This is a genomic window from Collinsella sp. BM28 (assembly GCF_054551995.1).
Map to the genome: position 1 here is coordinate 695,096 of NZ_JBTOLJ010000001.1, position 24,847 is coordinate 719,942.

General features: G+C 63.2%; 20 protein-coding genes. 17 read left to right on the forward strand and 3 right to left on the reverse strand.

The features are described 5' to 3' along the window. Positions 1-161: 161 nt before the first annotated feature. Positions 162-2,501 carry a heavy metal translocating P-type ATPase gene (locus ACX9NZ_RS02945; protein WP_407495880.1) on the reverse strand — a complete coding sequence of 780 codons (2,340 nt, stop codon included), beginning with the start codon at positions 2,499-2,501 and terminating at the stop codon, positions 162-164. Between the two features lie 540 nt (positions 2,502-3,041). Here ACX9NZ_RS02945 and ACX9NZ_RS02950 point away from each other — a divergent pair. The 15 genes from ACX9NZ_RS02950 to ACX9NZ_RS03020 all read left to right on the forward strand — a co-directional run bounded on the left by ACX9NZ_RS02950 (position 3,042) and on the right by ACX9NZ_RS03020 (position 18,686). Beyond that, positions 3,042-4,829, forward strand: a complete 1,788-nt coding sequence (locus ACX9NZ_RS02950; RefSeq protein ID WP_118653167.1) for a DEAD/DEAH box helicase — start codon at positions 3,042-3,044, stop codon at positions 4,827-4,829. Between the two features lie 268 nt (positions 4,830-5,097). Then, a complete protein-coding gene (locus ACX9NZ_RS02955) occupies positions 5,098-5,799 on the forward strand; it encodes a hypothetical protein (RefSeq protein WP_118653169.1) in 702 nt (233 codons plus the stop codon). A gap of 226 nt (positions 5,800-6,025) precedes the next feature. Beyond that, positions 6,026-6,883: a DegV family protein gene (locus ACX9NZ_RS02960; protein ID WP_118653171.1), complete on the forward strand. Its 858-nt coding sequence runs from the start codon at positions 6,026-6,028 to the stop codon at positions 6,881-6,883. A 72-nt stretch (positions 6,884-6,955) separates the two neighbouring features. Beyond that, positions 6,956-8,647 carry a glucose-6-phosphate isomerase gene (gene pgi, locus ACX9NZ_RS02965; protein ID WP_294122920.1) on the forward strand — a complete coding sequence of 564 codons (1,692 nt, stop codon included), beginning with the start codon at positions 6,956-6,958 and terminating at the stop codon, positions 8,645-8,647. A 192-nt stretch (positions 8,648-8,839) separates the two neighbouring features. Continuing rightward, positions 8,840-9,676: a Cof-type HAD-IIB family hydrolase gene (locus ACX9NZ_RS02970; RefSeq protein WP_118653175.1), complete on the forward strand. Its 837-nt coding sequence runs from the start codon at positions 8,840-8,842 to the stop codon at positions 9,674-9,676. Between the two features lie 75 nt (positions 9,677-9,751). Continuing rightward, positions 9,752-10,510, forward strand: coding sequence for a GntR family transcriptional regulator (locus ACX9NZ_RS02975; RefSeq protein WP_407495884.1), 759 nt, complete (start codon positions 9,752-9,754; stop codon positions 10,508-10,510). A 363-nt stretch (positions 10,511-10,873) separates the two neighbouring features. Next, a complete protein-coding gene (locus ACX9NZ_RS02980) occupies positions 10,874-11,293 on the forward strand; it encodes a PTS sugar transporter subunit IIA (protein ID WP_294122917.1) in 420 nt (139 codons plus the stop codon). Between the two features lie 102 nt (positions 11,294-11,395). Beyond that, a complete protein-coding gene (locus ACX9NZ_RS02985) occupies positions 11,396-11,863 on the forward strand; it encodes a PTS sugar transporter subunit IIB (RefSeq protein ID WP_294122914.1) in 468 nt (155 codons plus the stop codon). A gap of 212 nt (positions 11,864-12,075) precedes the next feature. Then, positions 12,076-12,861, forward strand: a complete 786-nt coding sequence (locus ACX9NZ_RS02990) for a PTS mannose/fructose/sorbose/N-acetylgalactosamine transporter subunit IIC (RefSeq protein WP_294159044.1) — start codon at positions 12,076-12,078, stop codon at positions 12,859-12,861. Beyond that, the gene (locus ACX9NZ_RS02995; RefSeq protein ID WP_118653185.1) at positions 12,845-13,696 is read left to right on the forward strand and encodes a PTS system mannose/fructose/sorbose family transporter subunit IID; all 852 of its coding nucleotides are present in this window, start codon (positions 12,845-12,847) and stop codon (positions 13,694-13,696) included. The genes ACX9NZ_RS02990 and ACX9NZ_RS02995 overlap by 17 nt, the downstream gene beginning before the upstream one ends. 167 nt (positions 13,697-13,863) lie before the next feature. Continuing rightward, positions 13,864-14,985, forward strand: a complete 1,122-nt coding sequence (locus ACX9NZ_RS03000; RefSeq protein ID WP_407495890.1) for an SIS domain-containing protein — start codon at positions 13,864-13,866, stop codon at positions 14,983-14,985. Positions 14,986-15,113: 128 nt separating this feature from the next. Next, positions 15,114-15,791, forward strand: a complete 678-nt coding sequence (locus ACX9NZ_RS03005) for an HAD family hydrolase (protein ID WP_118653189.1) — start codon at positions 15,114-15,116, stop codon at positions 15,789-15,791. A 50-nt stretch (positions 15,792-15,841) separates the two neighbouring features. Next, positions 15,842-16,612 (forward strand): GntR family transcriptional regulator, encoded by a 771-nt coding sequence (locus ACX9NZ_RS03010; RefSeq protein WP_233546074.1) that lies wholly within the window; start codon positions 15,842-15,844, stop codon positions 16,610-16,612. Further along, positions 16,597-17,409, forward strand: a complete 813-nt coding sequence (locus ACX9NZ_RS03015; RefSeq protein WP_294122904.1) for a GntR family transcriptional regulator — start codon at positions 16,597-16,599, stop codon at positions 17,407-17,409. Before ACX9NZ_RS03010 ends, ACX9NZ_RS03015 begins: the two co-directional genes overlap by 16 nt. A gap of 215 nt (positions 17,410-17,624) precedes the next feature. Then, positions 17,625-18,686, forward strand: a complete 1,062-nt coding sequence (locus tag ACX9NZ_RS03020) for an SIS domain-containing protein (RefSeq protein WP_407495894.1) — start codon at positions 17,625-17,627, stop codon at positions 18,684-18,686. 702 nt (positions 18,687-19,388) lie between these two features. Here the strand turns inward: ACX9NZ_RS03020 and ACX9NZ_RS03025 are convergent. Together ACX9NZ_RS03025 and ACX9NZ_RS03030 are read right to left on the reverse strand one after the other, a co-directional pair. Continuing rightward, positions 19,389-20,225, reverse strand: a complete 837-nt coding sequence (locus ACX9NZ_RS03025; RefSeq protein ID WP_407495897.1) for a TatD family hydrolase — start codon at positions 20,223-20,225, stop codon at positions 19,389-19,391. Between the two features lie 47 nt (positions 20,226-20,272). Further along, a complete protein-coding gene (locus ACX9NZ_RS03030; RefSeq protein ID WP_294122899.1) occupies positions 20,273-21,091 on the reverse strand; it encodes a tRNA threonylcarbamoyladenosine dehydratase in 819 nt (272 codons plus the stop codon). Positions 21,092-21,511: 420 nt separating this feature from the next. On the opposite strand from ACX9NZ_RS03030, the gene ACX9NZ_RS03035 reads away from it, so the two are divergent. Both ACX9NZ_RS03035 and ettA read left to right on the forward strand, forming a co-directional pair. Beyond that, a complete protein-coding gene (locus ACX9NZ_RS03035) occupies positions 21,512-22,816 on the forward strand; it encodes an O-acetylhomoserine aminocarboxypropyltransferase/cysteine synthase family protein (protein ID WP_294122894.1) in 1,305 nt (434 codons plus the stop codon). 157 nt (positions 22,817-22,973) lie between these two features. Continuing rightward, on the forward strand, positions 22,974-24,653 hold the full coding sequence (gene ettA / locus ACX9NZ_RS03040) for an energy-dependent translational throttle protein EttA (RefSeq protein ID WP_118653203.1): 1,680 nt from the start codon (positions 22,974-22,976) through the stop codon (positions 24,651-24,653). Positions 24,654-24,847: the final 194 nt, after the last annotated feature.

The window sequence follows — 24,847 nt, forward strand, 5'->3', positions numbered from 1 at the left end:
TTTTGTAACGAAAAACGGAATGCATCGAGTATAGGGCGGTTTCGCCACCATATGACCAGCGGTTATTCCGATGAACAGACCTCTCTACTCGGAGCGTCTCGATATTCGTTACATAATCGTCCGATTTGCGGCAAGTTGACGGTCTGGAATCCGCTTGCGCGTCAAGTTCGGGGCTTGAAGCCGCGCAGGCGCAGGGCATTCCCCACCACGCACAAGCTCGACAGGCTCATCGCCGCTGCGCCGAACATCGGTGAGAGCTGCCAGCCGAGCATGGGATAGAACACACCCGCAGCCAGCGGGATGCCCAGGGAATTGTAGAACAGCGCCCAGAACAGGTCCTGCTTGATGTTGCGGATGACGGCGCGGGAGAGCTCGATGGCGCGAGCGACGTCGAGGAGGTCACTTCTCATGAGCACGACGTCCGCCCCCTCCTTGGCGACGTCGGTGCCAGCTCCGATGGCGAGGCCCACATCGGCGCGGGCGAGGGCAGGGGAGTCGTTGATGCCGTCGCCCACCATGGCGACCGTCTGGCCGGCAGCCTGCAGCTCGCGTACCACACGCTCCTTGTCGGCGGGTAGGACGTCGGCGATGACGTTGGAAACGCCCACGCGCTCGGCGATGGCGCGCGCGGTGAGTTCGTTGTCGCCGGTGAGCATGATGGACTGGATTCCTAAATGCCTCAATGCCGCGATGGCGTCCGTGCTGGTTGGTTTGACCTCGTCGGCGACGGCGATGATGCCCATGATCTCACCGTTCTTGGCGAAGAAAAGGGGTGTCTTTCCTTGAAGGGCGAACCGTTCGAGTTCGTCGCGGTCGATGTCGATGCCCTCATCTGCCATGAGTGTGGCGTTGCCCGCAGCAATGCGGTTGGCCCCCTCGAATGCAGTCACGCCGCGGCCGGGGATGGCTTGGAATGCTTTTACCGAACGCGCGACGATGCCGCGCTCGTCCGCGCACGCCATGATCGCCTCGGCGAGCGGATGCTCACTGCTGCGCTCGAGGGCGGCGGCGAGTTTGAGGAGTCCCTTCTCGGTTATGGCGGCGGTGCCGTCCGCACGTTGTGCGGGAAGGATGTCGGTTACGGAGGGTTTGCCCTGCGTGATGGTGCCGGTCTTGTCGAGCACCACTGTTTTCACGTCACGCAGCGTCTCGAGGGCCTCGGCGCTTTTGAACAAGATGCCCATCTCGGCACCCTTGCCGGTGCCCACCATGATGGCGACGGGCGTGGCGAGTCCCAACGCACAGGGGCAGCTGATTACCACTACGGCGACTGCCGCGGTGAGTGCCTCATTGACGTTTCCGCCGGTGGTGACGAGCCATATCGCGAAGGTGGCTGCGGAGATGATGAGCACTGTCGGCACGAAGACGGCGGCGACCTTGTCTGCCAGGCGCGCGATGGGGGGCTTCGTGGCGTTGGCTTCCTCGACGAGGCGGATGATGCGGGCGAGGTTCGTATCGGCTCCGACGCGCGTTGCGCGGAAGGCGAAGGATCCCGTGCGATTGACTGTGGCGGCGCTCACGGTGTCGCCGGGTGTCTTTTCCGCCGGGATGGACTCTCCCGTGAGGGCGCTCTCGTCTATGGAGGACGAGCCCTCGAGAACCACGCCGTCCACGGGGACGGTTTCACCCGGACGCACTAAGATCACCTGGCCGGGCTTGATGTCGTCCGCGTTCACCACCGTCTCGACACCTTGCTCGTCCACGATGGTTGCGGTCTTAGGTGCGAGGTCGATGAGCGCCTCGATGGCCCCACCCGTCTTTGACTTGCTGCGGGCCTCGAGGTACTTGCCAATGGTTACCAGCGAGAGGATGGTTCCCGCGCTTTCCAGGTAGAGATTGTCCATGCCGATGGTGTGGGCACTCATGGGGTCGCCCGCCGCGAGTTCCGCCGCGATGCGGTAGATTCCGTAGATGGACCAGCCTACGCTGGCGGTGGCGCCGATGGCGATGAGTGCGTCCATGGTGGGAGCACCATGAACGAGCGACTTGAAACCGTTGATGAAGTAGGCATCGTTGACGTAGAGGATGGGTGCGAGTAGCAGCAGTTCGGTGAGCGCGAGGTTCATGACGTTCTCATGCGCGCCGAAAAATGCCGGCAGCGGCCAGCCGAGCATGTGCCCCATGCCCAGGTAGAACAGGGGGATGAGGAACACGATCGAGGTGATGAGGCGCCCGCGCATGGCACGCGCGGCGGCCTCAAGCTTCTTGGTGGGGGAGACGAGGGGTGCTGAGACGGCGTTCGCGTTGACACCGGGCATGGTTGCCCCTGCCGCGCCGGCGCCAGCTCCGCCTACGGGCGCCGCCGAGTAGCCCGCACGGTCGACGGCGTCGCAGATGTCGTCGTCGCTGAGGAGCGTTTCGTCGAAGGTGACCTGCATGCTGCCCGAGAGCAAGTTGACGGCGACGTCGGTCACGCCGTGCAACTTGCAGACGGCCTTCTCGACGTGTGCCTGGCATGCCGCGCACGTCATGCCGCCGACGTCGAATTTCTCCTGAGCCATGTGTAGCTCCTTTCGTAGCAATGTCACGGTTGAGTATACCCCACCCCCCGGGGGTATTTGATTAGAATGTCGATTTGCTTCCAAGGCGAACCCCGGGCGAGCCCGGGGCCGATCGCGACCGACCCTTGTGTCTGCGGGAACTTGGAGTGGGGTGCTCCGCGAAAGTGAACTCTCGCGGAGCATTTTGCTCGAAAGGGCGGGGAAATCGACGCGAGAGTTAACTTTCGCGATGCCTGTGCGCGGGGGGGGATGGGTACGCGTAACGTGGGGTTGTGTAATTTAGGGACAGTCCCCTTTTTGCACATCGGGTGCCCGTATACTTGCCTGCGGTGGAATCTGCTCCATGCGTTTCGCATGCGCCCGCAATAGCCTGAGAGGCTGCAGGGATATGCCGGTTGCGAACGTGCTCCACCGCGCGGACCGGCCCGCGCAATTGCTTGTTATATGAACCTCCTTGCGCGGACGGTTTGACGAGCGCGCCCCGTTGCCGGGCGCCGCTGTGTTGAGGCCCACCGCGCGGAAACGGAAATTCACACCCCCATGCCGCTGTTTATTAAGAAGAACACGAAAAAGGACGACGCCATCGAGACCGTCGAGGTACGCGAAACCAATCTCGCCTCCTCGTCCGATCAAGACGCCGGCCCCGAGACCACGTTCGCCGACCTTGGCCTGTCCGAGCAGGTCCTCTCCGCCGTTGCCGATATGGGCTATACCGCCCCGACGCCCGTGCAGGCTGCCTCGATCCCGCACGCACTCGATGGCGAGGACGTGCTTGCCGCTGCCCAGACGGGCACCGGCAAGACCGCGGCGTTTTTGCTGCCCACCATGAACAATCTGCCCCATGTGCCCCGTTCCCGCGCGCGTGGTAAGGTCGCTCCCCAGGGTCCGCTCATGCTCGTGGTCACGCCCACGCGTGAACTTGCCCAGCAGATCGAGGACGTGTGCCGCTCCATTGCGCACCACACCGGGCATACCAGCGTGACCGTTGTGGGCGGAGTGAGCTACAACCCGCAGCGTGACAAGCTCAAGCGCGGGTGCGACATCCTCATCGCCACGCCGGGCCGTCTACAGGACCTCATCGATCAGGGCGCGTGCATGCTCGACCAGGTGCAGGTACTCGTGCTCGACGAGGCGGACCGCATGCTCGACATGGGCTTTCTGCCCGCCGTTCGCCGCATCGTGGGCTACACGCGCGATGATCGCCAGACCCTGTTGTTCTCCGCAACGCTTGACGATGCGGCAGTTGGCTCGATCACCGACCTTGTGCACGATCCCGCCCGCGTCGAGATCGCCCCGGTGACCTCGACGGCGGAAACGGTTGAGCAGTACGTGCTCCCGGTTTCCCTCGAAGCGAAGAACGCCTTGCTCGCCCGTGTACTCAAGCGCGAGGGGGCGAGCCGCGTCATCGTGTTCTGCCGCACCAAGCACCGCGCCGATGCTTGCAGCCGCCGTCTTGCGCGTGCGGGCATCACCTGCGCTGCCATTCACGGCGACCGCAGTCAGGCCCAGCGCGAGCGGGCCCTCAAGGCGTTCCGCGCCGGGGAGTGCGACGTGCTCGTGGCCACCGACGTCCTCGCCCGTGGCATCGACATCTCAGATGTGCGCTACGTGGTGAACTTCGACGTCCCCACCGACCCGGTGGATTACATCCATCGCATCGGCCGCACGGGCCGCGCGGGTGAGGAGGGCTGGTCCCTGACATTCGTGACCCCCGATGATGTCGCCGAGTTCTACGACATCGAGGCAGTCATGGGCAAGACCGCCGCGCTCTTCGATGCGGACGGCTTCGAACTCGGAGCGTCCGCGCCCGAGGTCGACCCCAACCGCGTGCCCGCCAAGGCACCCGCGGGCAAGAAGGAGAAGAAACGCCGCCGCAAAGCGAAGGCCAAGGCGGGCGCCGGTTCGCGAGCCGAGTCCCGAGGCGGTTCCCGCTCTGGCTCGAATGGGGAGGCCCATGGCAAGGTGTCTTCCGATACCCGCGCGGGTGCATCTCGACGTGCTGAGGACGAGGCCAAGGCCAAGCCCTCCCGGAGGAAGCGCAGCGGTAAGACCCGGGTGCGTGCGGACGAGGGCGACGCTTCCGTCGAGCTGTTGACCGCTTCCGAGGCGCGTACCGCCTCCCGCCCCTCGCGCACTGGCGCGAATCGTCGTTCCACCTCATCAGGCGGGCGCGAGGCGTGGCGCAATTACGATGAGCCCAGCGAGCGTCGTGGTCGCGGCGGCCGAGGCGCCCGCAAGGCATCCAATCCCCACGGCGGCCGCGTCGACCGCGGGGGCTCGGCTTCGCGCACCGGTCGCCGCCCGGGGGACCGTGGTGGTCGCCGATAACCCTATTGCGCGATTTCACACGTCCTTCACGGGCGTGATACGCAAGTTCTGTGGAGGGGCGCGCCGGCTTCGTTATCGAGCTGGTGCGCCCCTCGCGCTGCAACAGGGCGTTGTCGGACTCTGGTCGGATTCGTGTCGGGACATGGTCTGGGAGCGTGCCCAATCTGTACAGGCGGCATGCCTCCGATTTGCCGCTGCACGCCGGTGACGCCCTCTCGCGCCATAGCCTAGGGGTGTACGGGCATCGCCGAGCCGTAAGGGGGGCACCATGTATCAACTATCCGCCGTCGACCGGGACATCCTTGATTTTGCCGAGTACTGGGGCGCGCGCAAGGCGCGCTGGATCGACGCCGCCTCGTCGGAGTTCGAGGAATACGTGCATCCCTTTGCGATGCGCATGAGGAGCCCCTTGCCCCGATACCTCGCCATGACGAACATCTACTTCACCGAATGGGCCTTGTTCGAGCGCCCCCTCATTGACGGGCGCACGCCGCTGCAGCTCTATATCGAGCAGTCCGCCCGCACCCTTCCCGAGGATTCGCTCGATCGTATGAGACAGGTCGAGCGCACCCAGTTCTTCTCGCGTTTCTCGATTGTCGAAAAGGATGTGGCGGCGTCTCGCGTACGGCTGGTGGATGTTTGGACGGGAAGTGCCTACGAGGTCCTCGATCCGGTGATCTGCTCGACCGAGCGTTGGCGCGAGGGCACCATCGCCGAGCGCATCGCGTGCGTGGACGGCATCTGGTGCCCTGTGGGGCAGGCGCGCCTGTACGACTGCGCCCCTGTCGGCCAGTCGATCCAAGATGACTTGGGGGAGCCTCGGGACGTTGGTGCGCAGGGCGAGGAAGCGGGCAGTTACTATCTGCACCTCCTGCGTGACGTGATTGGCGTTGATGGTCGCTTTTCCAATACGCTTAAGTTGGTGGAGGTAGATCCCGAGGCCGATCTCGAACCGGCTTCCGCCGTCTAGCACTCTGCCGCTAGGATGCCGCTCGCATACGTCTCGGCGATGGCCGGGGCGGTGGGTGAATCACTGTCTGTGGGGCCGGGAGGCATCGCGGTCGCGTTCTTCGCGCGGGAGTAGCGGGGGTCTATCCACAAGGGGCTGTTTCGAACATGTGATGACCTGATGATGGCTTGATTTAGCAGTACACTACTGCGGGTTATGTCCATTATCTAATCTGAAGGGGTCCATTATGTCCGTTCGCATCATCACCGACTCCGGTTCCGATTGCCTTCAGGGCGATCATCCCCAGCTCGACGTCCTGCCTCTTTCCGTGGGGTTCGGTACCACCACGTACCAGGCCGATGTCGAGCTCTCGCGCGAGCGTTTCTACGAACTCCTCGTCGAGGGCGATGAGTTTCCCACTACCGGCCAAGTCAACCCTTACGCGTTCTCCCAGGCCATTGAGCGTGCCCAGGCCGCAGGGGAGGACGTCGTGATCCTTGCCCTGTCCGCCAAGCTCTCCGGTACACACCAGTCCGCCTGCACCGCCGCCGCCGAGGCGAGCGACGCCACCGAGGTCCACGTGGTCGATACCAAGAGCGTCACCGTGGGCGAGCACATCCTCGTCGACTACGCTCTGCGCTTGTTGGACGAGGGCAAGTCGGCTGCCGAGATCGCCGGCGCCGTCGAGGCCGTCGTCGATCGCGTGGTCGTGGTCGGCCTGCTCGACACCCTCGAGTACCTCAAGCGCGGTGGCCGCATCTCGGCGGCGGCGGGCACGGTGGGCGAGCTGCTCTCCATCAAGCCGGTTATCACCATCGACAACGGAGAGGTGGCGGTGCTCGGTAAGGCGCGCGGGTCCAAGAACGGGCGCAACCTGCTGCGCCAACAGGTCAAGGCCGCCGGTGGCATCGATTTCTCCATGCCCGTGATGCTCGGCTATTCGGGCCTTTCCGACAAGCTTCTGCGCAAGTACCTCGACGACTGTCGCTCGGTGTGGGAGGACAGGATCGCCGAGGAGGACATCCCTGTCCTTATGGTGGGCGCCACCATTGGCACGCATGTCGGGCCGGGTGCCATTGCCTTGGCCTTCTTTAAGAGCGCATAGCTCAAGTCCCCGCCGATGCTCGGGGTGCTAAGATAGGACTATCCGTGCATACGACCACCGAGGAGGAAGCACATGACCGTTTCGGCTCCTATCGACGCCACGCAGACCCCCGCTTGGAAGGCGCTTCAAGCTCACTACGACGAGCTCCAGGCCAAGGGCATCAGCCTGAAGGACTGGTTCGCCGCGGACCCCGAGCGCGTTGGTAAGCTTACGTTCAAGGCCGGTGACCTGCACTTTGACCTGTCCAAGAACTTGATCACCGATGAGACGGTCAAGCTCCTCGCCGATCTTGGACGCGCGTGCGGGGTGGAAGAGCGTCGCGACGCCATGTTCTCCGGCGTGCACATCAACACCACCGAGGACCGCGCCGTGCTCCACACCGCCCTGCGTCGTCCCGCCGAGCAGAAGGGCGAGCTCATCGTCGACGGCCAAGACGTCGTGGCCGACGTGCACGAGGTGCTGGACCGCATGTACGCCTTCGCCGAGCGCGTCCGCTCCGGCGAGTGGACCGGTGTCTCCGGCAAGAAGATCGAGCATCTGGTCTCCATCGGCATCGGCGGTTCGGACCTTGGCCCCGTCATGGCCTATGAGGCCCTGCGCCCCTACGCCGACGCTGGGATCGACTGCCGCTACATCTCCAACATCGACCCCAACGACATGTCCGAGAAAGTGAAGGGCCTCGATCCCGAGACCACGCTCGTCATCATCGTCTCCAAGACGTTCACCACGCTCGAGACCCTCACCAACGCCCGTGAGGTCAAGGCCTGGATGCTCGAGCAGCTCCGCGCGGCCGGTGCCATCGACGGCACGCCCGAGCAGGACGCCGAGGCCATCGCGAAGCACTTCGTGGCCGTCTCCACCGCCCTCGACCTCGTCGCCGACTTCGGCATCGACCCCGAGAACGCCTTCGGCTTCTGGAACTGGGTCGGTGGCCGCTACTCCGTCGACTCCGCCGTGGGCCTGTCCCTCATCGTCGTCCTCGGTCCCGAGCGCTTCCAGCAGTTCCTCACCGGCTTCCGCGCCATCGACGAGTACTTTGAGAACACGCCGCTCGAGGAGAACGTCGTCGCGCTCATGGGTCTCATGAACGTGTGGTACGTCAACTTCTTCGGCGCCGACACGCATGCCGTGCTGCCCTACACCCAGTACCTGCATCGTTTCCCGGCATACCTGCAGCAGCTCACCATGGAGTCCAACGGCAAGCAGGTCCGTTGGGACGGCAGCGCAGTCACCTGCCACACCGGTGAGGTCTTCTGGGGCGAGCCCGGCACCAACGGCCAGCACGCGTTCTATCAGCTGATCCATCAGGGCAACGTGATGGTCCCCGCCGACTTCATCGCATTCGCCAACACGCATAACCCGGCCCAGGACAACGGCCAGGACGTCCATGAGCTGTTCTTGGGCAACTTCCTCGCCCAGACCAAGGCGCTCGCCTTCGGCAAGACCGCCGACGAGGTCCGTGCCGAGGGCACGCCCGAGGAGATCGTCCCCGCTCGCGTGTTCACCGGTAACCGTCCGACGACCTCGATCTTCGGCGACACCCTCACTCCGTTCGCACTCGGCGAGCTCATCGCGCTGTACGAGCACATCACCTTTGTCGAGGGCACTGTGTGGGGCATCGACTCCTACGACCAGTGGGGCGTCGAGCTGGGCAAGCAGCTGGCCAAGCAGATCACGCCCGCCTTCCACGACGACGAGGCGCTGGCGGCTCAGGACGCCTCCACGAAGGCCCTCATCGAGTTCTACCGCGCCACGCGCAAGTAACGGAGTCTTTGCCGATTCAAGAATTCGGTGTCGCCTCGCATAGGTTGATATGGCTACACCTATAGAGGGCGAGTCCATCCGGGCTCGCCCTCTTTGCGTTTCGAGGAGTGTTCCTCGTGGAGTCAACATCCCCTGTCTCTCACACAGGGGTATCATGTTCGCTTGGAAAACCTCCACTCGAAAGGATCTTGAATGTCCATTAAGGCAATTGCGCTCGACATCGACGGCACGCTCACCAACGATGCGAAGGTTGTCACCCCCCGTACCAAGGAGGCGCTGCTCGCCGCTCAACGTTCGGGTATCCGGCTCATCCTTTCTTCTGGGCGTCCGGTGCAGGGCCTCCGCGCCATTGCCGCCGAGCTCGAGCTTCAAGACAATGGCGGCCTGCTCGTCGCCTTCAACGGTGCGCGCGTGATCGACGCCCAGACCGACGAGGTGCTCTTCGATCAGCCCATGGAGGAACGCGCTCTGCGCGCGCTCGTTGGGCACATGCGCGACTTCGACGTCATCCCCTGGATCACCGAAGGTAAATACCTGTACGTGGAGCGCGGTTGCAGGCACACCATCACGTATCGGGACGCTCCCTTTGACATCGTCGACTACGAGCGCAGGATGTGTGACCTCGAACTCGTCGAGGTCGACGACCTGCTCGAAGTGTGCTCTCGCCCCCAGGATAAGCTCCTGTGCGCCTCCGAGCCGGAGTACCTACAGGCGCATTGGCGCGCGATGCACGAGCCCTTCACTGACACACTTTCCGGTATGTTCACGGCCGACTTCTACTTCGAGTTCATGGCCCCTGGCATCAACAAGGGCAATGCGTTGGCCGGCTCGCTGCCCAAGATCGGCATCGACGCGTCCGAGGTGATCGCGTTCGGAGACGCCCAGAACGACATCTCCATGCTCGAATGGGCGGGCATCGGCGTGGCGATGGGCAATGCGACCGATGCCGCCAAGGCTGCGGCCGATGAAGTCACCGCCTCCAACAACGAGGACGGCATCGCGCTCGCGCTCGACAAGTTTTTGGGCTAAGGACGTCTCGCCGGGGCGATTGTGGTACCGTCTCATATGATGGCTTAAGACGTATCAATACAGGAGGAGATCGATATGGCGAAGATGCTTGACGATGGTTCTTCGACGCCTCTCTATGCTCAGCTGCGCGAGCTCCTCAAAGGCCAGATTGTGGATGGCGCTTTCGTTCCCGGAGAGAGGATTCCCTCCGAGGACAAGCTCAACGGCCTGTATGGCGTGAGCCGCATTACCATTCGCCGCGCCCTGCAAGAACTCGTTAACGAGGGATATCTCGTCAAGTGTCCGGGCAAGGGCACCTATGTGAGCGAGCGTCTCCCGGGCACATCCGTTTCGTCCAAGGTCCGTGCCAAGTTCACCCAGAACAATGACGTCCAAAGCTTCACCGAGGCGTGCGAGAGCAACAACCAACGCGCCGGCGCGCATTTGATGTCGATCGAGGAGGTAGAGGGCCTCGACGATGCCCGGGCCTTCTTTGGTTTTGGCAACGAGGGACGCCTGCTGAGGGTTGTGCGCATCCGGACGGCGGATCGCACACCCATCATGGTTGAGGAGAATTACTTCCCCGCCGAAGCTTATGCGTTCCTGCGCAGTGCGGATTATGAGGACACTTCACTTTACGACATCACTCTGTCCAACGGCCATGGCGAGCCGATGCTCACCGAGCCGTGCGACCTTGATCTTGAGAAGGCGTCCGCCGAGCTTGCGCCGCATCTCGATGTTCCCGTCGGCGAACCACTCTTCTGCCTTGAGGGCCGCTATTACGATACCGACGGGTCGCCCATGTACCTTGGCAGGCAGCATATTGTGGGCACACGGTATACCTTCCGCATTTAATGTGCGCTAAGAGTGCTCCTGATTGGGGCCGGCGGAGCACCGCGTCCGTACAGCCGAATTTCGATCGGCCCCCGGGCTCTATGAGAATTAACGCCCCGATGGTGTCTCCATGGGGGCGTTACGTGTATGTGAACACCTCTGATTCCAACGGACAATGGACGCGTTGCCGGTGAAAATGGTCTTTCCTACGGAAGAAGGTAATGCTGTACTAACCTGTCATATACAAATTAGAACTAAGAAAAACCACTCACCGCGAAATACAGGCCGTTTACAGAACGCTTCCTATAACAGGATATGACAGGTTATACCCTGCCTATAATAGGTCTTGCATCGACGAGATAAGTTGGATGAGGGGAATGCATAATGGCTCAAATCATCATCGCAACGCACGGCGGGCTCTCCCGCGGCATGCTCGATTCACTCCACATGGTCGCCGGCGGTGCAGCCGACGGCATCGAGACCTACAGCCTCGAGTTCGGCCAGAATCCCAATGACTACTACGAGCAGCTCCGCGAGCGCATCTCTGCATCCGACGAGCAGTTCATCATCATGTGCGACATTAAGGGTGGTAGCGTCCACAACGCCCTGTTCCGCCTCACCGAGTTCCCCAACGTCGTGATCTTCTCCGGCCTCACCATGGGCATGGCGCTCGAGATCGCCCTTACCGCCCGCGACGGCCTCGATGCCGCCGCCGCCGAGCGTGTGCTCGAGGCTGCGCGCGAGGGCGTCACCGTCTGCATGGGCGGGGAGGTCGTCGACGAGGACGAGGACGAGGACTTCTAGCGAGGACCTCCGGGATCGCGGGATGCCCGCACGGCGCCGGCACCCGCACGCTTTCATACACCGGCAACGCCGCGTGAGCGGCTGAGATGAAAGGAAAACGACATGATCAAGATGCTCCGCGTCGATCACCGTCTGCTCCATGGCCAGGTGGCCGTTTCCTGGAAGAGCGCCCTGGATGTCGATTGCATCCTCGTCGCCAACGACTCCGTGCCCGGCGACGCCCTGCGCAAGAGCGCCATCAAGCTCGCCAAGCCCGCCGACACCAAGCTCGTCATCAAGACCATCGAGGACTCCATTACCGCCATCAACAGCGGCAAGACCGACAAGTACAAGCTCTTTATCGTCGTCGAGTCCATCGCCGATGCCGCTCGCCTCTGCCGTGAGTGCGGCATCAAGCACCTCAACCTGGGCGGCACGAAGGCTACCGCCGAGACCCGCGCGATCTCCAAGGCCATGAACGTCACGCCGGCGGAGGAGGAGACGCTGCGTGCGCTCGTCTCCGAGGGCGTTGACGTCGAGATCCAGATGGTTCCCGACGACTCGGCCGTCAAGGTGGAGCGCGCCCTGTAGGGTATCCCCCACGGTGCCGCCCGGGCTCAGCGAGCCAACACGCCCGGGCGGTCCGCAAACGCGGCGCATGACCGCGAGACGTCCCCGAAAACCAGACATGAGGGGCCCATCGGAGCATGGGCGGGGGATGTCTGCGCCTCAGGCACCGGGCTTGCTTATGCACAAAGGGGTGGCGAGGGGCCGCCTCTTGAGATATGCAGAAAGGAGCACAGATGATCGTCCAAGCCATCCTGCTGGGCCTCGTCGCCATGCTCGGCAACGCTGAGTACCTGCTCGGTACCAGTTGCCTGTCCCGTCCGCTGGTGATGGGAGCACTCACCGGCATCATCATGGGTGACATCCCCACGGGTGTCACGCTCGGTGCCACCCTGGAGCTCGCCTTCATGGGCTCGTTCTCCATCGGCGCGAGCATCCCGCCCGAGATGATCTCCGGTACCGTCCTCGGCACTGCGTTCACCATCTCGACCGGCTCCGGCCTCGAGACCGCGCTCACCATCGGCATCCCCGTGGCCTCCCTCGTCCTCATCGTGAAGAACGTCGGCATGGTCTTCATCCTCCCGCCGTTCGTCCACAAGGCCGACGACTACGCCGCCAAGGGTGATATGGCCGGCGTCGCCCGCATGCACTTCCTGGGCGGCTTCTTCGGCGTCAACCTCATCATCGGCCTGTGCGTCGCCATCGGCTTCTACGCCGGCGGCCCCGCGGTCCAGGCGCTGCTCGACACGATCCCCGAGTGGGTCTCCAACGGCCTGCAGATCACCATGGGCCTGCTGCCCGCCATCGGTTTCGCGCTGCTGCTCAAGATGATCATGAACAAGACGGTCGTCTGCTTCTTCATCGCCGGCTTCGCGCTGTCCACCTACCTTGGCATCCCGACCACCGGCATCGCCATCTTCGGCGCGGTCGTGGCCGTCGTGCTCGCCCAGATCCAGCAGAAGCTGAACGCCCGTCCCGCTCTCGCCACCGAAGGAGGTATGGACGATGACGACGACTTCTAACGACGCCGCGGTCCAGACCGCAGACGAGCGCAAGCTCACCAAAAAGGACCTCAACAGGGTCGCCATCCGCTCGCTCGGCATGGAGTGGGACTGGAACTACGAGCGGCAGATGAACATGGCGTTCTGCTACTCGATGCTCCCGATCATCAAGAAGCTGTATCCCAACAAGGATGATCAGACCGAGGCCATGCAGCGTCACCTCGAGTTCTTCAACACGACGCCGCACATGTCCACGCTCATCCTGGGCATCACCGCCGCCATGGAGGAGCAAAACGCCAACGACCCCGAGTTCGAGACCGAGTCCATCAACAACGTCAAGGTCTCCCTCATGGGCCCCTTGGCGGGCATCGGCGACTCCTTCATCTGGGGTACGCTGCGCATCATCGCCACCGGCGTCGGCGTGAGCCTCGCCGCCCAGGGCAACATCCTGGGACCCATCCTGTTCCTGCTGCTCTTCAACATCCCCGCTCAGGGCCTGCGCTTCTACCTCATGCACGCCGGCTACAAGCTGGGAAGCGGCTTCCTCGCCAAGGTGCAGGAGAGCGGCCTCATGGAGGTCCTCACCTACGGCGCCTCCGTCCTGGGCCTCATGGTCATCGGAGGCATGACCGCCGAGAACGTTGGTATCAACGTGCCGCTCGTGATCGGCTCCGGCGAGACCGCGACCACGCTGGGCGACATCTGCAACACGATCATGCCCGGCCTGCTCCCGCTCGCCTTCACGCTGCTGATGTACTGGCTTGTGAGCAAGAAGAACGTCAAGACCACCACCCTGCTCGTGGCGCTCGTGGTCGTCGGCCTCGTCGGCTCGTTCTTCGGCATCTTGGGCGTGTAGGCCGCGACCGGCCGAGGTATCGCCTGAACGGGGTGCCACGTTGTGACGGAAAGGCGGCTCGCACGGACGGGGAGCCGCGCCCCATCAACATTTGGAGCGGGGCGTCGCACCGTGGGCGTTGCGCCTGCGTGCGGCGCCCCGCTTCCCTAATTTCAAGGAGGGGACATATGGACACGTTGGAAGAGCGCGTATGGTCGATGGGGGACTACGTCGACGAATCTCCCCGCGTGGCGCGCGAGAACCTCGCCCGCGCCGATGAGCTTACCGAACCGCTCGTCGTCTGCTGCGGCGGCCGCGTCCCTGCAAGGATCCGCCTGGTGGCATCTGGCTCGTCGTTCAACGCCTGCCAGTGCGCACTGCCGTTCATGGCGTCGTGCCTTCCTGGCGTCCAGATCGATGTCGTGACGCCGCACCGGTTCACCTATTACGAGCCCGAGGTCCGCGAGGGCGAGCTCGTGGCGGTCGTGACCCAAAGCGGCCTGTCGACCAACGCGCTGGAGGCACTCGACGTCATCCGTGCCCAGGGGGCCCGCGCTGTGTGCCTGACCGGCAACGTGGGGGCTGACGCCCGCGACCATGCCGACGTCATGGTCGATTGGGGGGCGGGCACCGAGCTCGTGGGCTACGTGACGAAGGGCGTGACGACGCTCGCGCTGTTTCTCATGATGTTCGCCGCCCGCCTGGGCGGGCGCCCCGAGCGCATGGCCGACCTCGCGGCGGCGGTGGAGGTCCTGGACGCGGTGCGCGCCTCGACCTACGAGTTCTACCGCGCCCACGAGAAGGCGCTGACGTCGATGAGTCTGAGCTACAGCATCGCCGCCGACGGAGCCCGCGGCGTCGCCCTCGAGGGGGCGCTCAAAATCGGCGAGACGGTGCACGTCCCGAGCCCCGCCTACGAGGTGGAGGAGTTCATCCATGGGCCCAACCTGCAGATCACGCCCGCGTATACCATGTTCTTCTTCGATGCGCCGGATGCCGCTCGTGAGCGCTGCCGCTTGATCTACCGCGCGGCCCGCGAGGTGAGCGACGCCGCGTTCCTGGTGACGAGTGCACAGGCAGCCGAGCCCGCCTCGACTGCGGAGCTCGCCGGCGACCCGAACGTCCTTGTGGCCCCCGAACTTCCCGCTGCCGACCTCGCCTCCTTCGCCTACCTGCCGTTCGTGCAGCTGGTGAGCCATCTGGCGAGCAGCGCGCTCGGCAGCTCGAAGCAGCATCCCCTGCTCAAGCGGTTCAAGGCGATCGCCGCGGCGAAAACCGAGAACTTCGTGAACTACGACGGCGATGACTGATTTTCGGCGGAGAGCCGAAATAACCCCTACAATCATGCAGAGCGGCACGCGCGCATCCACCTGCGCCCCGGGCGGGGAGGATGCTTGGGCGCGTGCCGATTTCACTAACCGGACAGGAGACCCCGCTCATGACCCAGCCCGCCTTTCCCTTCAAGGCCGTCATCTTCGACATGGACGGCGTGATCGTCGATACCGAGAAGTTCTATTTCGACACGCTCGCCGGGATGTTCGACGCCGCCGGCATCGATGTGCCCCGCGAGTCGTTGTGCTCCGCGGTGGGCGCGTCCTTCAAGGACTTCAAGCGCAACCTGGTAGCGTGGTACGCGCTGGGCGGCGAGCAGATCACGGAGGACGAGGGGCTCGAGCGCTATAACGCCTGGGAATCCGCGCATTATCCGGATTTCGCGTCCCTACTCAACCCCGGGGTGGTCGAGACCGTCGACGAGCTCAAGCGCCGCGGCGTCCGCGTCGCGCTCGCCTCATCCTCGCCCATGGGCAACATCCGCGAGGTCCTCGCCGCATGTGGCCTCGCCGATGCGTTCGAGCTGGTCACGAGTGGCGAACAGTTCCACCAAAGCAAGCCCAATCCCGAGATCTACCTGCACACGCTCGAGAGCCTTGGCCTCATTGCGGACGAGTGCTGTTGCGTGGAGGATTCCGTCCCCGGCATCACCGCGGGCAAGGCGGCCGGCCTCACCGTGGTCGCCAAGCGCGAGGACCGCTTCGGCTTCTCCCAGGAGGCGGCCGACTATACTATCGATTCGATTCCCGACCTGCTCGAGGTCGTTATGCCGCTCGGTCGATAGAGGCTGCGGTTGCCCCGCGCGCGTGGTCGTGTTTGAGAGGAAGTGACGGCGTGGCAGATGAGCCTATGGGCATCCCGCCCAAAGACCGAGCCCAGGAGGGCATCCGGTGGTATATCCACAACGCCGGCCTGACCGGAGGGGACAAGTTGCCCTCTGAGCGTGTGCTTTCCGAGCGCCTCGGTGTCTCGCGCACGGCGCTTCGTGCGGCAATCACCCAACTCATCTCGATGCACGTGCTCGAGAGCAGGCAGGGGTCGGGCACGTACGTGTTGCCGCCTAAGCCCATCAACATCTTCCAGGAAACCCGGAACTTTTCCGATGCCGTCCGCCGCGTGGGTCGTGAGCCCGGCGCCCGCCTTCTCGACGCCCGCGTTGTGGATGCCGATGAGGTGCTTGCGGCCAAGTTCGATCTTGCCGTCGGTTCGCGCGTGTTCGAGGTCCGCCGCGTCCGCTTCGCCGACGACGTTCCCGTCGCCGTGGAGACCTCTTATATCAACTACGCGCTGTGCCCCGGTATCGAGGGGCACGACTTCTCGCGCGAGAGCCTCTACGACGTGCTGGCCCATGAGCACGGGATCCGCGTCGGGCACGGTACGGAGCGCGTCTCCATCGCCCGCGCGACTTCCCAGGAGGCGGAGAGCCTGCTGATCGACGAAGGTGAGCCGGTCTTTTTCGTGCAGGCGCTCGAGCGAACTGCCGCCGGCGTGCCCATGGAGTATCTGAAGGCCGTCTACGTACCGAGCAGGTATCGGTTTGCGAGCAACGGCTGCAAGAACGGCGAGGTTCCCGAGGGGGTGTCGAGCACATGGCTCACGTGGTAGGTCACAACGCGGTGGTGCGAGACGAAGCCGGCGTACGAGACTTCCGCCGCCATGACCTGGAGGTGACCGCCCTCGGGGCTCCATGTGTTTCGCGTCATGCCGGCGAACCCCGATACGTGCAGATTCGCCATGCCATCGAGCACCGCATCGCCGAGGGGGCCTATGCGCCGGGGTCGGCCATCCCCTCGGAGCACGAGCTCGCCGCTGCGTTCTCGACCACGCGCCTGACCGTGCGCAATGCCATCGACGGTCTCGTTGAGCGGGGGCTCATCCGCCGCGTGCAGGGTAAGGGGGCATTCGTTGCCCAGGGCGGCGCGGACTCCGGCTCGCGGGTGAGCGGATTTAGGTCCGCTGCGGGGGCGGCCCGCGAGGTCGCCTCGGTGCGTCAGCTCTCCAAATCGCTGCGTGCCGCCGGGCCGCTATACGCCCATCTCTTCGATATCGATGAGGGCGATGAACTCTACTCCATCCGCCGTCTCAACAGCACTGACGGAACGCCCGTGTCGCTCGAGCAGACGCTCGTCCCCGTCAAGCTGTTTCCGGGCATTGAAGATGTCGATGTATCGGTGTTCAGCCTTTATGAGACGTATGAAATGTGCGGTAGACCCGTTGCCCTTGCACAGGAGAAGCTCGACGTGGTCGCTTTGTCCGCGCGCGATGCGGGCTTGCTTCAGGTTGAGCCGGGAAGCCTCGCCCTTTCCCTCGAGTGCGTCAGTTTCGATGTCGATGGCAGGCCCATCGAGCACGCCTATTCATTGACGCCTGCAAACCAGGGTGGATACACCTATCAGTACTAATAGACATCGAATGACGGCGGACAGGTGCTCACGCAACCTGTTCGTCGTTGTCTGATTCAGGGGAAATAACCGCTTACGGAGAAGATGTGACCGTTCGCGGGAAACCTTCTGGCATCACCAAAATGGTATGAAAAAGCGTTAAGATGTACTCAACAAGTGGTATTAAAAACTCTCAACTTGGATATGAGAGGCCACGGCGGCGAAGGGAGCCAGCAATGAAGGAGACCGAGAAGATCGAGATCATGCACTTCGACCAGGAGGGCTACCTCGAGGACGGCAGGAACGTCTACGAGGCCGGCAAGAAGATGACCGCCCTGGCCGACCGCGTGCACGAGGAGGGCTACGACGCCGTGTTCCTCATGGGCGTCGGCGGCACCTGGGACGAGTTCATGCAGCTCGAGTACCTCATGAACAAGTTCGGCGACAAGGACCTCGAGGTCTACCTCATCCACGCCGCCGAGTGGAACGTCATGGGCCACAAGCGCATGACCGAGCGTTCCATCGTGCTGACCGCCTCCGAGTCCGGTACTACCCCCGAGGTCCTCGAGGCCATCGGCAAGATGAAGGAGATGGGCGTTCGCGTCTACGCCATGACCAACCCCGAGGGCAAGATCGGCCAGGCCGTGGGTGCCGAGAACTGCGTCATGATGGCCTCCGACCACGGTGCCGGCGGCTGCGAGAAGGGTTACTACCTCGCCGACTGCTTCGGCCTGCGCCTCCTCAACCGTCGCGGCTGCTTCCCCAAGTTCGACCTGTTCGTCGAGCAGACCAAGGACATCTGGAAGGACATGCTCGACATCCGCAAGCGCTTCGAGCCCCGCGCCGAGGAGCTCGCCCGCAAGTACGCCCTGACCGACTACACCATGTTCATCGGCTCCGGCGCGCTGTGGGGCGAGACCATCCTCTACTCCATGTGCCTGCTCGAGGAGATGCAGTGGAAGCGCATCCGCCACATCACCTCGCATGACTTCTTCCATGGTACCCTCGAGCTCCTCGAGCCCGGCGTACCCGTGTTCCTGTTCATGGGCGAGGACGAGTGCCGCGCCCTCGACGAGCGCGTCCGCGCCTTCCTCACCAGCGGCGTGACCGGTGACGAGGATTACGTCATCATCGACACCGCCGAGTACGCGATTCCCGGCCTGGACGACGACTTCCGCGTCATCGTGTCCCCCTGGATCCTCTCCGTGCTCACCACCGACCGCCTCGCCCGCAACTACGAGCTGGTTACCAAGCATAACCTCAAGTACCGTCGTTACTATCACCAGTTCGACTACTAAGAAATCAGTTGCCAAGGACCTGGTTGCTCATGCCTTAGCTGCCGCGGGTTCATCTGCTGCGAGTCCGGCTCTCAGCAGATTGGGAAATGCGGCTTTCATATGGTCAATTCTGGGGTGCCCGCCATGCTGCGGGTGCCCCATTTTCGCTATCTGCTCGGTGTGCTTGTTGAATGAGAGCGTGCGCGGAAATGCGTCGCATGCGGAGGGTTGGAGGGCTGGCAGCCTCTCGTCGTTTCGATATGTATAAAACAAGCAATTATCGCGATATTATCGCATAGAAAAACAGTGCTCCGCGGCTGGCCATCGTGTGGGTTTCCGCAATTGGTCAAAATACCTAAATAATGCGCCCGCACCGTGCGGACGGATTATCAAAAGTGCAGGTCATAAAAATCAGATCGCTGGCATAGCGGGTGGCGACGGCGGTATTGTTCGGTTCGCTCGGAAAAACCGCAGGAATTGCGAACGAGGGTCGTTATGCATGGCTAGAGATTCATTCTGATTTGCGCACTATTTGGGTATTTTGACCACAATCGCAAAATCACATGGCTCAGCTCCTGCTCGATATCGAACTTGTCGAATGCTCCCTCGCTTTGCGCGTCGAAGTATGGCAAGCACCGAGAGCCAGATCCCGTTGACGTCATTTGGATCGCTTACGCGAGTATGCGCGGGCAAACGAGTGCCGTGCGTCAAATCTTGGTGGCGTTATTTTCCGAGAATCGCCGCGCTCGTTTGTGCCATGTACGCGGCGAGTTCGCCCTGCTCGATGCCTCGAATGCGCGCGAGGGCGTTAAGCGTACGGTTCAGCGAGGACTCGAGCTCCTCGGCGGAGTAGGGGGATCCAGGCTGCGCCGGGGCGTCCGTCTCCAGGTGCAGTCGACCGAGGGGCATCTGCCGGGCGTATTCCCGTCCGCGCTTGGTGGCGAGCATGCGTTCGTTGACGGAGATGTGGCAACCGAGCTTGCGGAGGCGCATGAAGTCCTCAGAGGTTCCCGAGAACCAATGGAAGATGCAGGTGGCAAGGCGGGGAAAGTTGTGACGTTCAAGGAGGTCGAGGGCTTCGGAGGCCGCTCGTACGGCATGAATGGACACGACGCGCCCTGCAAGCGGGCTTTCGCCGCATGCATCTAGGATGCGTTCGAAGGCGGCGAGCTGGGCTGCGCGCGTGCCTATATGGGAAGGGGAGAAGTCAAGGCCGATCTCTCCGATGAATGTATCGCCCGCGACAAGAGTTGCGGCCTGCTCGACCATCAAGGGGTCTTCGTCGACCCACCAGGGGTGCAGACCTGCGCCAACGCGGATATTGTGGCGCGGCGCGAACTGTTCTCGGGCGGCGAGCGTATCTGCGGGCGTTACGGTCGTGCAGAACGCGGCGATGCCCATGCTTTCGAGCTCGGATGCCACCTCGGCGCCGTTTGCCATGCGGTCCAAGTGGCAGTGCATGTCCACGAGGTTCCAGGGGCGATGTTCACGGCCGTTCGAGCCTGCGTAAAGGGTGGTTTTGTCGAAAAAACGCTCCGAATCGGGCTCAGTTTTCGACATTTCTACCCTTTTCGAGCACGGTGTACACTCAGTCGGTACGCGCGCACTCATGCGCGTCCGCCCCGTTTGCCAGCAAGTCGGCCCTTTTGCGCAGCGTCATGCATGGCGAGTGCGGCGGAGACGTCGTCGCCCGTGCCAAGACCCGAAATATGTCGTAGGACCTCGCCGGCGATCATTTGACCCATGATGGGTGGCATGAAGCTCGCGGTGCCCAAGTCGGTGCGCTCCGAGCGCGCGGCGCCGGGCGCGGCGGCGATGCGCACCGGCTCTTCGCAGGAATAGAGCACGCGCAGGTGGCGGATGCCGCGCTTGCGGCACTCCTTGCGCATGATGCGCGCCAGCGAGCAGTTGACCGTCTTGTGCACGTCGGCGATGCGCAGGCATTCGGGGTGAATCTTCTTGGCGCCCCCCATGGAGCTGATGAGTTCAAAGCCTCGCGTTTGCGCGAGAGCGGCGAGGGCGAGCTTGGTGGACACCGTGTCGATGGCATCGACCACGTAGTCAATATGCCCATCTGCCTCTGTAAGGCAGATGTCGTAGAGGTCTTCGAGGTTCTCCGCAAGGACGAAAGCGTCATGGGCAAAGACGCGGCAGGACGGGCTGATATCTGCGATCATGGCGGCCATGACGTCGACCTTGCGCTGACCAACCGTACTCTCGAAGGCAATGGCCTGACGGTTGATGTTGGAGGGCGCGACCACATCCTTGTCGACGATGAGGAGGGTACCCACACCTCCGCGCGCGAGCGCCTCAACGCAGCTCGACCCAACGCCACCGCAGCCGAACACGAGGACGCAGGCGCCTTCAAGGCGAGCGAGGCGTTCATCGCCGAGTATAATACGCAGGCGGTCCTTCATGGTTTCCATCGGGGCTCCTTGGGAGATTGCAGGCATGCGTGGTGACCTCATATTGTAGCGTGACGCGCACGGCTTGGTGCAATGTCGAAGCGAGGAGATGGCGGGTCGTATATGAGGCGCTCGCACGCAGCGAGGCGCCGGAGCGCGTGCGGGCTGCGGCTCCAAGGCCGCCGTTGCTCTTTGATGCGGCGACGCACGCAACCTGCCGTTCGAGGCCCATGCGCTTGAACGACCACAGCTTGAAACCATGGTGAAGCGAAACGGAAATGCGACCGAAACGAACGCTTGGTCAGGTTGACGGCCGTCCTGCACCTCACTAGGATGCATTCAGCAACCCATCCGTTAGATAGGAAAAAACGGGAAGCAATGTCGCACCTGTGAGTGGGATTGCGAGGAGTAGTTTTTCGCCGAGAACCCAAGGAGCACGTTATGAGTCGTTTTACTAAGAACCCCGACCACGAGTTTGGCTTCGACACCCTGCAATTGCATGTCGGACAGGAGAGTCCCGACCCCGCGACCGACGCCCGCGCCGTCCCAATTTATCAAACGACGAGTTACGTGTTCCGCAATTCCCAGCATGCCGCCGACCGCTTTGGGCTGGCCGACGCCGGCAACATCTACGGGCGCCTGACCAACTCCACCCAGGGTGTACTGGAGGATCGCATCGCCGCACTCGAAGGTGGAGTGGCGGCGCTTGCGGTTGCGTCGGGCGCGGCAGCGATCACCCTCACCGTCCAAGCGCTTGCTCGCGCCGGGGCTCACGTGGTTGCCCAGAAGACCATCTACGGCGGCACATACAACCTGTTGGCCCACACCCTCGCCGATTTTGGGGTCGAGACCACGTTCGTGAATATCCACGATCTGGCCGAGGTCGAGGCGGCGATCCGTCCTGAGACTACGCTCGTCTATCTCGAGACCCTTGGCAACCCCAACTCTGATATCCCCGACATCGATGCCGTCTCCGCGCTTGCCCATGCCCATGGGTTGCCCGTGGTGGTGGACAACACGTTCGGCACGCCTTATCTCATCCGTCCGCTCGAGCACGGCGCCGATATCGTGGTGCATTCGGCGACTAAGTTCCTGGGCGGTCACGGGACGAGCCTGGGTGGCATCATCGTCGACGGCGGGTCTTTCGACTGGACCGTGGGCGGTAAGTTCCCGCAGATTGCCGCCGCCAACCCGAGCTATCACGGGGTTGCGTTCGCCGATGCGGCGGGCCCTGCTGCCTTTGCCACGTACGTACGCGCCGTCCTCTTGCGCGATGAGGGCCCCTGCATCTCACCCTTCAACGCGTGGATTCTGCTGCAGGGTGTCGAGACACTTTCGTTGCGCCTCGACCGTCACGTTGAGAACACGAAGCGCGTGGTTGAATACCTCGCCTCCAGCCCGTACGTGGCCAAGGTGAATCACCCGAGCCTGCCCGATCACTCTGACCACGAGCTCTACAAGCGCTATTTCCCGCGCGGGGGCGCATCGATCTTCACCTTCGAGATCAAGGGCGGCCAAGACGCCGCGTGGAAGTTCATTGACCATCTGCAGGTGTTCAGTCTGCTGGCCAATGTCGCCGACGTGAAGAGCCTGGTCATTCACCCTGCCACCACCACGCACTCTCAGCTCACCGAGGCGGAGCTCGCCGACCAGGGCATCACGCCCGCGACTATTCGCCTTTCCATCGGTACGGAGGACATCGAAGACATCATCTGGGACTTGGATCAAGCCTTTACTGCACTGTAGGCGTGTGCTAACACCTCAATTAACTGCCTGTCCCTAAATCGAGGTAATGTGTCGGGGTGGATTGGTTGCGCAATTCGTCGAGAATTCCTGCAGTTCTCGGTTTCATGCGACAATGGGGAACGTTAGACCACGTAAACCCTTGGAAACGGAGCCGTCCATGGCAGAGTTCATCTACCAGATGTATCAGGCGCGCAAGGCGCATGGCGACAAGGTCATCCTCGACGACGTGACCCTGTCCTTCTATCCGGGCGCCAAGATCGGCGTCGTGGGTCCCAACGGCATGGGCAAGTCCACGTTGCTCAAGATCATGGCGGGCATCGAGGAGGTTTCCAACGGCGACGCCAAGCTCACGCCCGGTTACACCGTGGGCATCCTCCAGCAGGAGCCCCCGCTGGACGAGGACAAGACCGTCATCGAGAACGTCCGCCTCGCCTTCGCCGACATGGTCGCCAAGGTCGAGCGCTTCAACCAGATCTCGGTCGAGATGTGCGACCCGGATTGCGACATGGACGCCCTGATGGCCGAGATGGGCCGTCTGCAGGACGAGATCGACGCCGCAGACGGTTGGGATATCGATTCCAAGCTCGGCCAGGCCATGGACGCGCTGCAGCTGCCCGATTCCGACATGCCGGTGAACATCCTCTCCGGCGGCGAGCGTCGCCGCGTGGCCCTGTGCAAGCTCCTGCTCGAGGCACCCGACCTGCTGCTGCTCGACGAGCCCACCAACCACCTCGACGCCGAGTCCATCCTGTGGCTCGAGCACTTCCTCAAGAACTACCCCGGCGCCGTGCTCGCCGTCACGCATGACCGCTACTTCCTCGACCACGTGGCCGAGTGGATCTGCGAGGTCGACCGCGGGCACCTCTACCCCTACAAGGGCAACTACTCCACCTACCTGGAGACCAAGGCAGCTCGCGCCGCGGCGCAGGGCCAGCGCGAGGAGCGGCTCGCCAAGCGCATCGCGGCCGAGCTCGACTGGGTCCGCTCGTCCCCGAAGGCCCGTCAGGCAAAGAACAAGGCGCGTCTGGCTCGCTACGAGGAGATGGAGGCCGAAGCCCGCGCCAGCCAGAAGGTCGACTACACCGACATTCGCATCCCCGTGGGCCCGCGCCTGGGCTCCAAGGTCCTGGTGGCCGAGCACCTGCATAAGGAATTCGACGGCCGCGTCCTCATCGACGATCTTTCCTTCACCCTGCCGCGCAACGGCATCGTGGGCGTGATCGGCCCCAACGGCGTCGGCAAGACCACGCTGTTCAAGACCATCGTGGGCCTGGAGCCGCTCACGAGCGGTAGTCTCGAGATCGGCGAGACCGTCAAGATCTCCTACGTCGACCAGATGCGCGGCGGCATCGACCCCGATAAGACCCTGTGGGAGGTCGTGTCCGACGGTCTGGACATCATGCAGGTGGCCGAGAACGAGGTCCCGAGCCGCGCCTATGTGGCGAGCTTCGGCTTCAAGGGCCAAGATCAGCAGAAGCGCGCCGGTGTGCTTTCCGGCGGCGAGCGCAACCGCCTGAACCTCGCGCTCACCCTCAAGCAGGGCGGCAACCTGCTGCTGCTCGACGAGCCAACCAACGACCTCGACGTGGAGACCCTCTCCGCGCTCGAGTCGGCGCTGCTCGAGTTCCCCGGCTGCTCGGTGGTCATCAGCCACGACCGCATGTTCTTGGACCGCGTCGCCACGCACATCCTCGCGTGGGAGGGTACCGACGAGAACCCCGGCAACTGGTATTGGTTCGAGGGCAACTTCGAGCAGTATCAGGAGAACCGCGTCGCCCGCCTGGGTGAGGACGCCGCCAAGCCGCACCGCGTCCACCGCAAGCTCACGCGCGACTAAACTGACTTGCATCGCCGCGTGCCAAAAGGGGGCGTACCCCTTTTGGCGCACCCTTTGGCACGCGGCGATCTTTTGACAAAGCGGGCAGAATGTCGAAATTGACGCGTTTCAATCGCGTTTTTTTCGACATTCTGCCCGCAGTGCGTTGGGAGCGGGGTCGTGTCGCCGTACCGTCTCCTGGCACCCCCGATTTT

Bases quoted from the DNA above. Each gene is read 5' to 3' on its own strand.
- ACX9NZ_RS02945 (WP_407495880.1), bottom strand. From the start codon at position 2,501: ATGGCTCAGGAGAAATTCGACGTCGGCGGCATGACGTGCGCGGCATGC.
- ACX9NZ_RS02950 (WP_118653167.1), top strand. From the start codon at position 3,042: ATGCCGCTGTTTATTAAGAAGAACACGAAAAAGGACGACGCCATCGAG.
- ACX9NZ_RS03020 (WP_407495894.1), top strand. From the start codon at position 17,625: ATGAAGGAGACCGAGAAGATCGAGATCATGCACTTCGACCAGGAGGGC.
- ACX9NZ_RS02985 (WP_294122914.1), top strand. From the start codon at position 11,396: ATGATCAAGATGCTCCGCGTCGATCACCGTCTGCTCCATGGCCAGGTG.
- ACX9NZ_RS03025 (WP_407495897.1), bottom strand. From the start codon at position 20,225: ATGTCGAAAACTGAGCCCGATTCGGAGCGTTTTTTCGACAAAACCACC.
- ACX9NZ_RS03035 (WP_294122894.1), top strand. From the start codon at position 21,512: ATGAGTCGTTTTACTAAGAACCCCGACCACGAGTTTGGCTTCGACACC.
- ACX9NZ_RS03000 (WP_407495890.1), top strand. From the start codon at position 13,864: ATGGACACGTTGGAAGAGCGCGTATGGTCGATGGGGGACTACGTCGAC.
- ACX9NZ_RS02995 (WP_118653185.1), top strand. From the start codon at position 12,845: ATGACGACGACTTCTAACGACGCCGCGGTCCAGACCGCAGACGAGCGC.
- ACX9NZ_RS02980 (WP_294122917.1), top strand. From the start codon at position 10,874: ATGGCTCAAATCATCATCGCAACGCACGGCGGGCTCTCCCGCGGCATG.
- ACX9NZ_RS03030 (WP_294122899.1), bottom strand. From the start codon at position 21,091: ATGGAAACCATGAAGGACCGCCTGCGTATTATACTCGGCGATGAACGC.
- ACX9NZ_RS02955 (WP_118653169.1), top strand. From the start codon at position 5,098: ATGTATCAACTATCCGCCGTCGACCGGGACATCCTTGATTTTGCCGAG.
- ACX9NZ_RS02975 (WP_407495884.1), top strand. From the start codon at position 9,752: ATGGCGAAGATGCTTGACGATGGTTCTTCGACGCCTCTCTATGCTCAG.
- ACX9NZ_RS02960 (WP_118653171.1), top strand. From the start codon at position 6,026: ATGTCCGTTCGCATCATCACCGACTCCGGTTCCGATTGCCTTCAGGGC.
- ACX9NZ_RS02970 (WP_118653175.1), top strand. From the start codon at position 8,840: ATGTCCATTAAGGCAATTGCGCTCGACATCGACGGCACGCTCACCAAC.
- ACX9NZ_RS03015 (WP_294122904.1), top strand. From the start codon at position 16,597: ATGGCTCACGTGGTAGGTCACAACGCGGTGGTGCGAGACGAAGCCGGC.
- pgi (WP_294122920.1), top strand. From the start codon at position 6,956: ATGACCGTTTCGGCTCCTATCGACGCCACGCAGACCCCCGCTTGGAAG.
- ACX9NZ_RS03005 (WP_118653189.1), top strand. From the start codon at position 15,114: ATGACCCAGCCCGCCTTTCCCTTCAAGGCCGTCATCTTCGACATGGAC.
- ACX9NZ_RS02990 (WP_294159044.1), top strand. From the start codon at position 12,076: ATGATCGTCCAAGCCATCCTGCTGGGCCTCGTCGCCATGCTCGGCAAC.
- ettA (WP_118653203.1), top strand. From the start codon at position 22,974: ATGGCAGAGTTCATCTACCAGATGTATCAGGCGCGCAAGGCGCATGGC.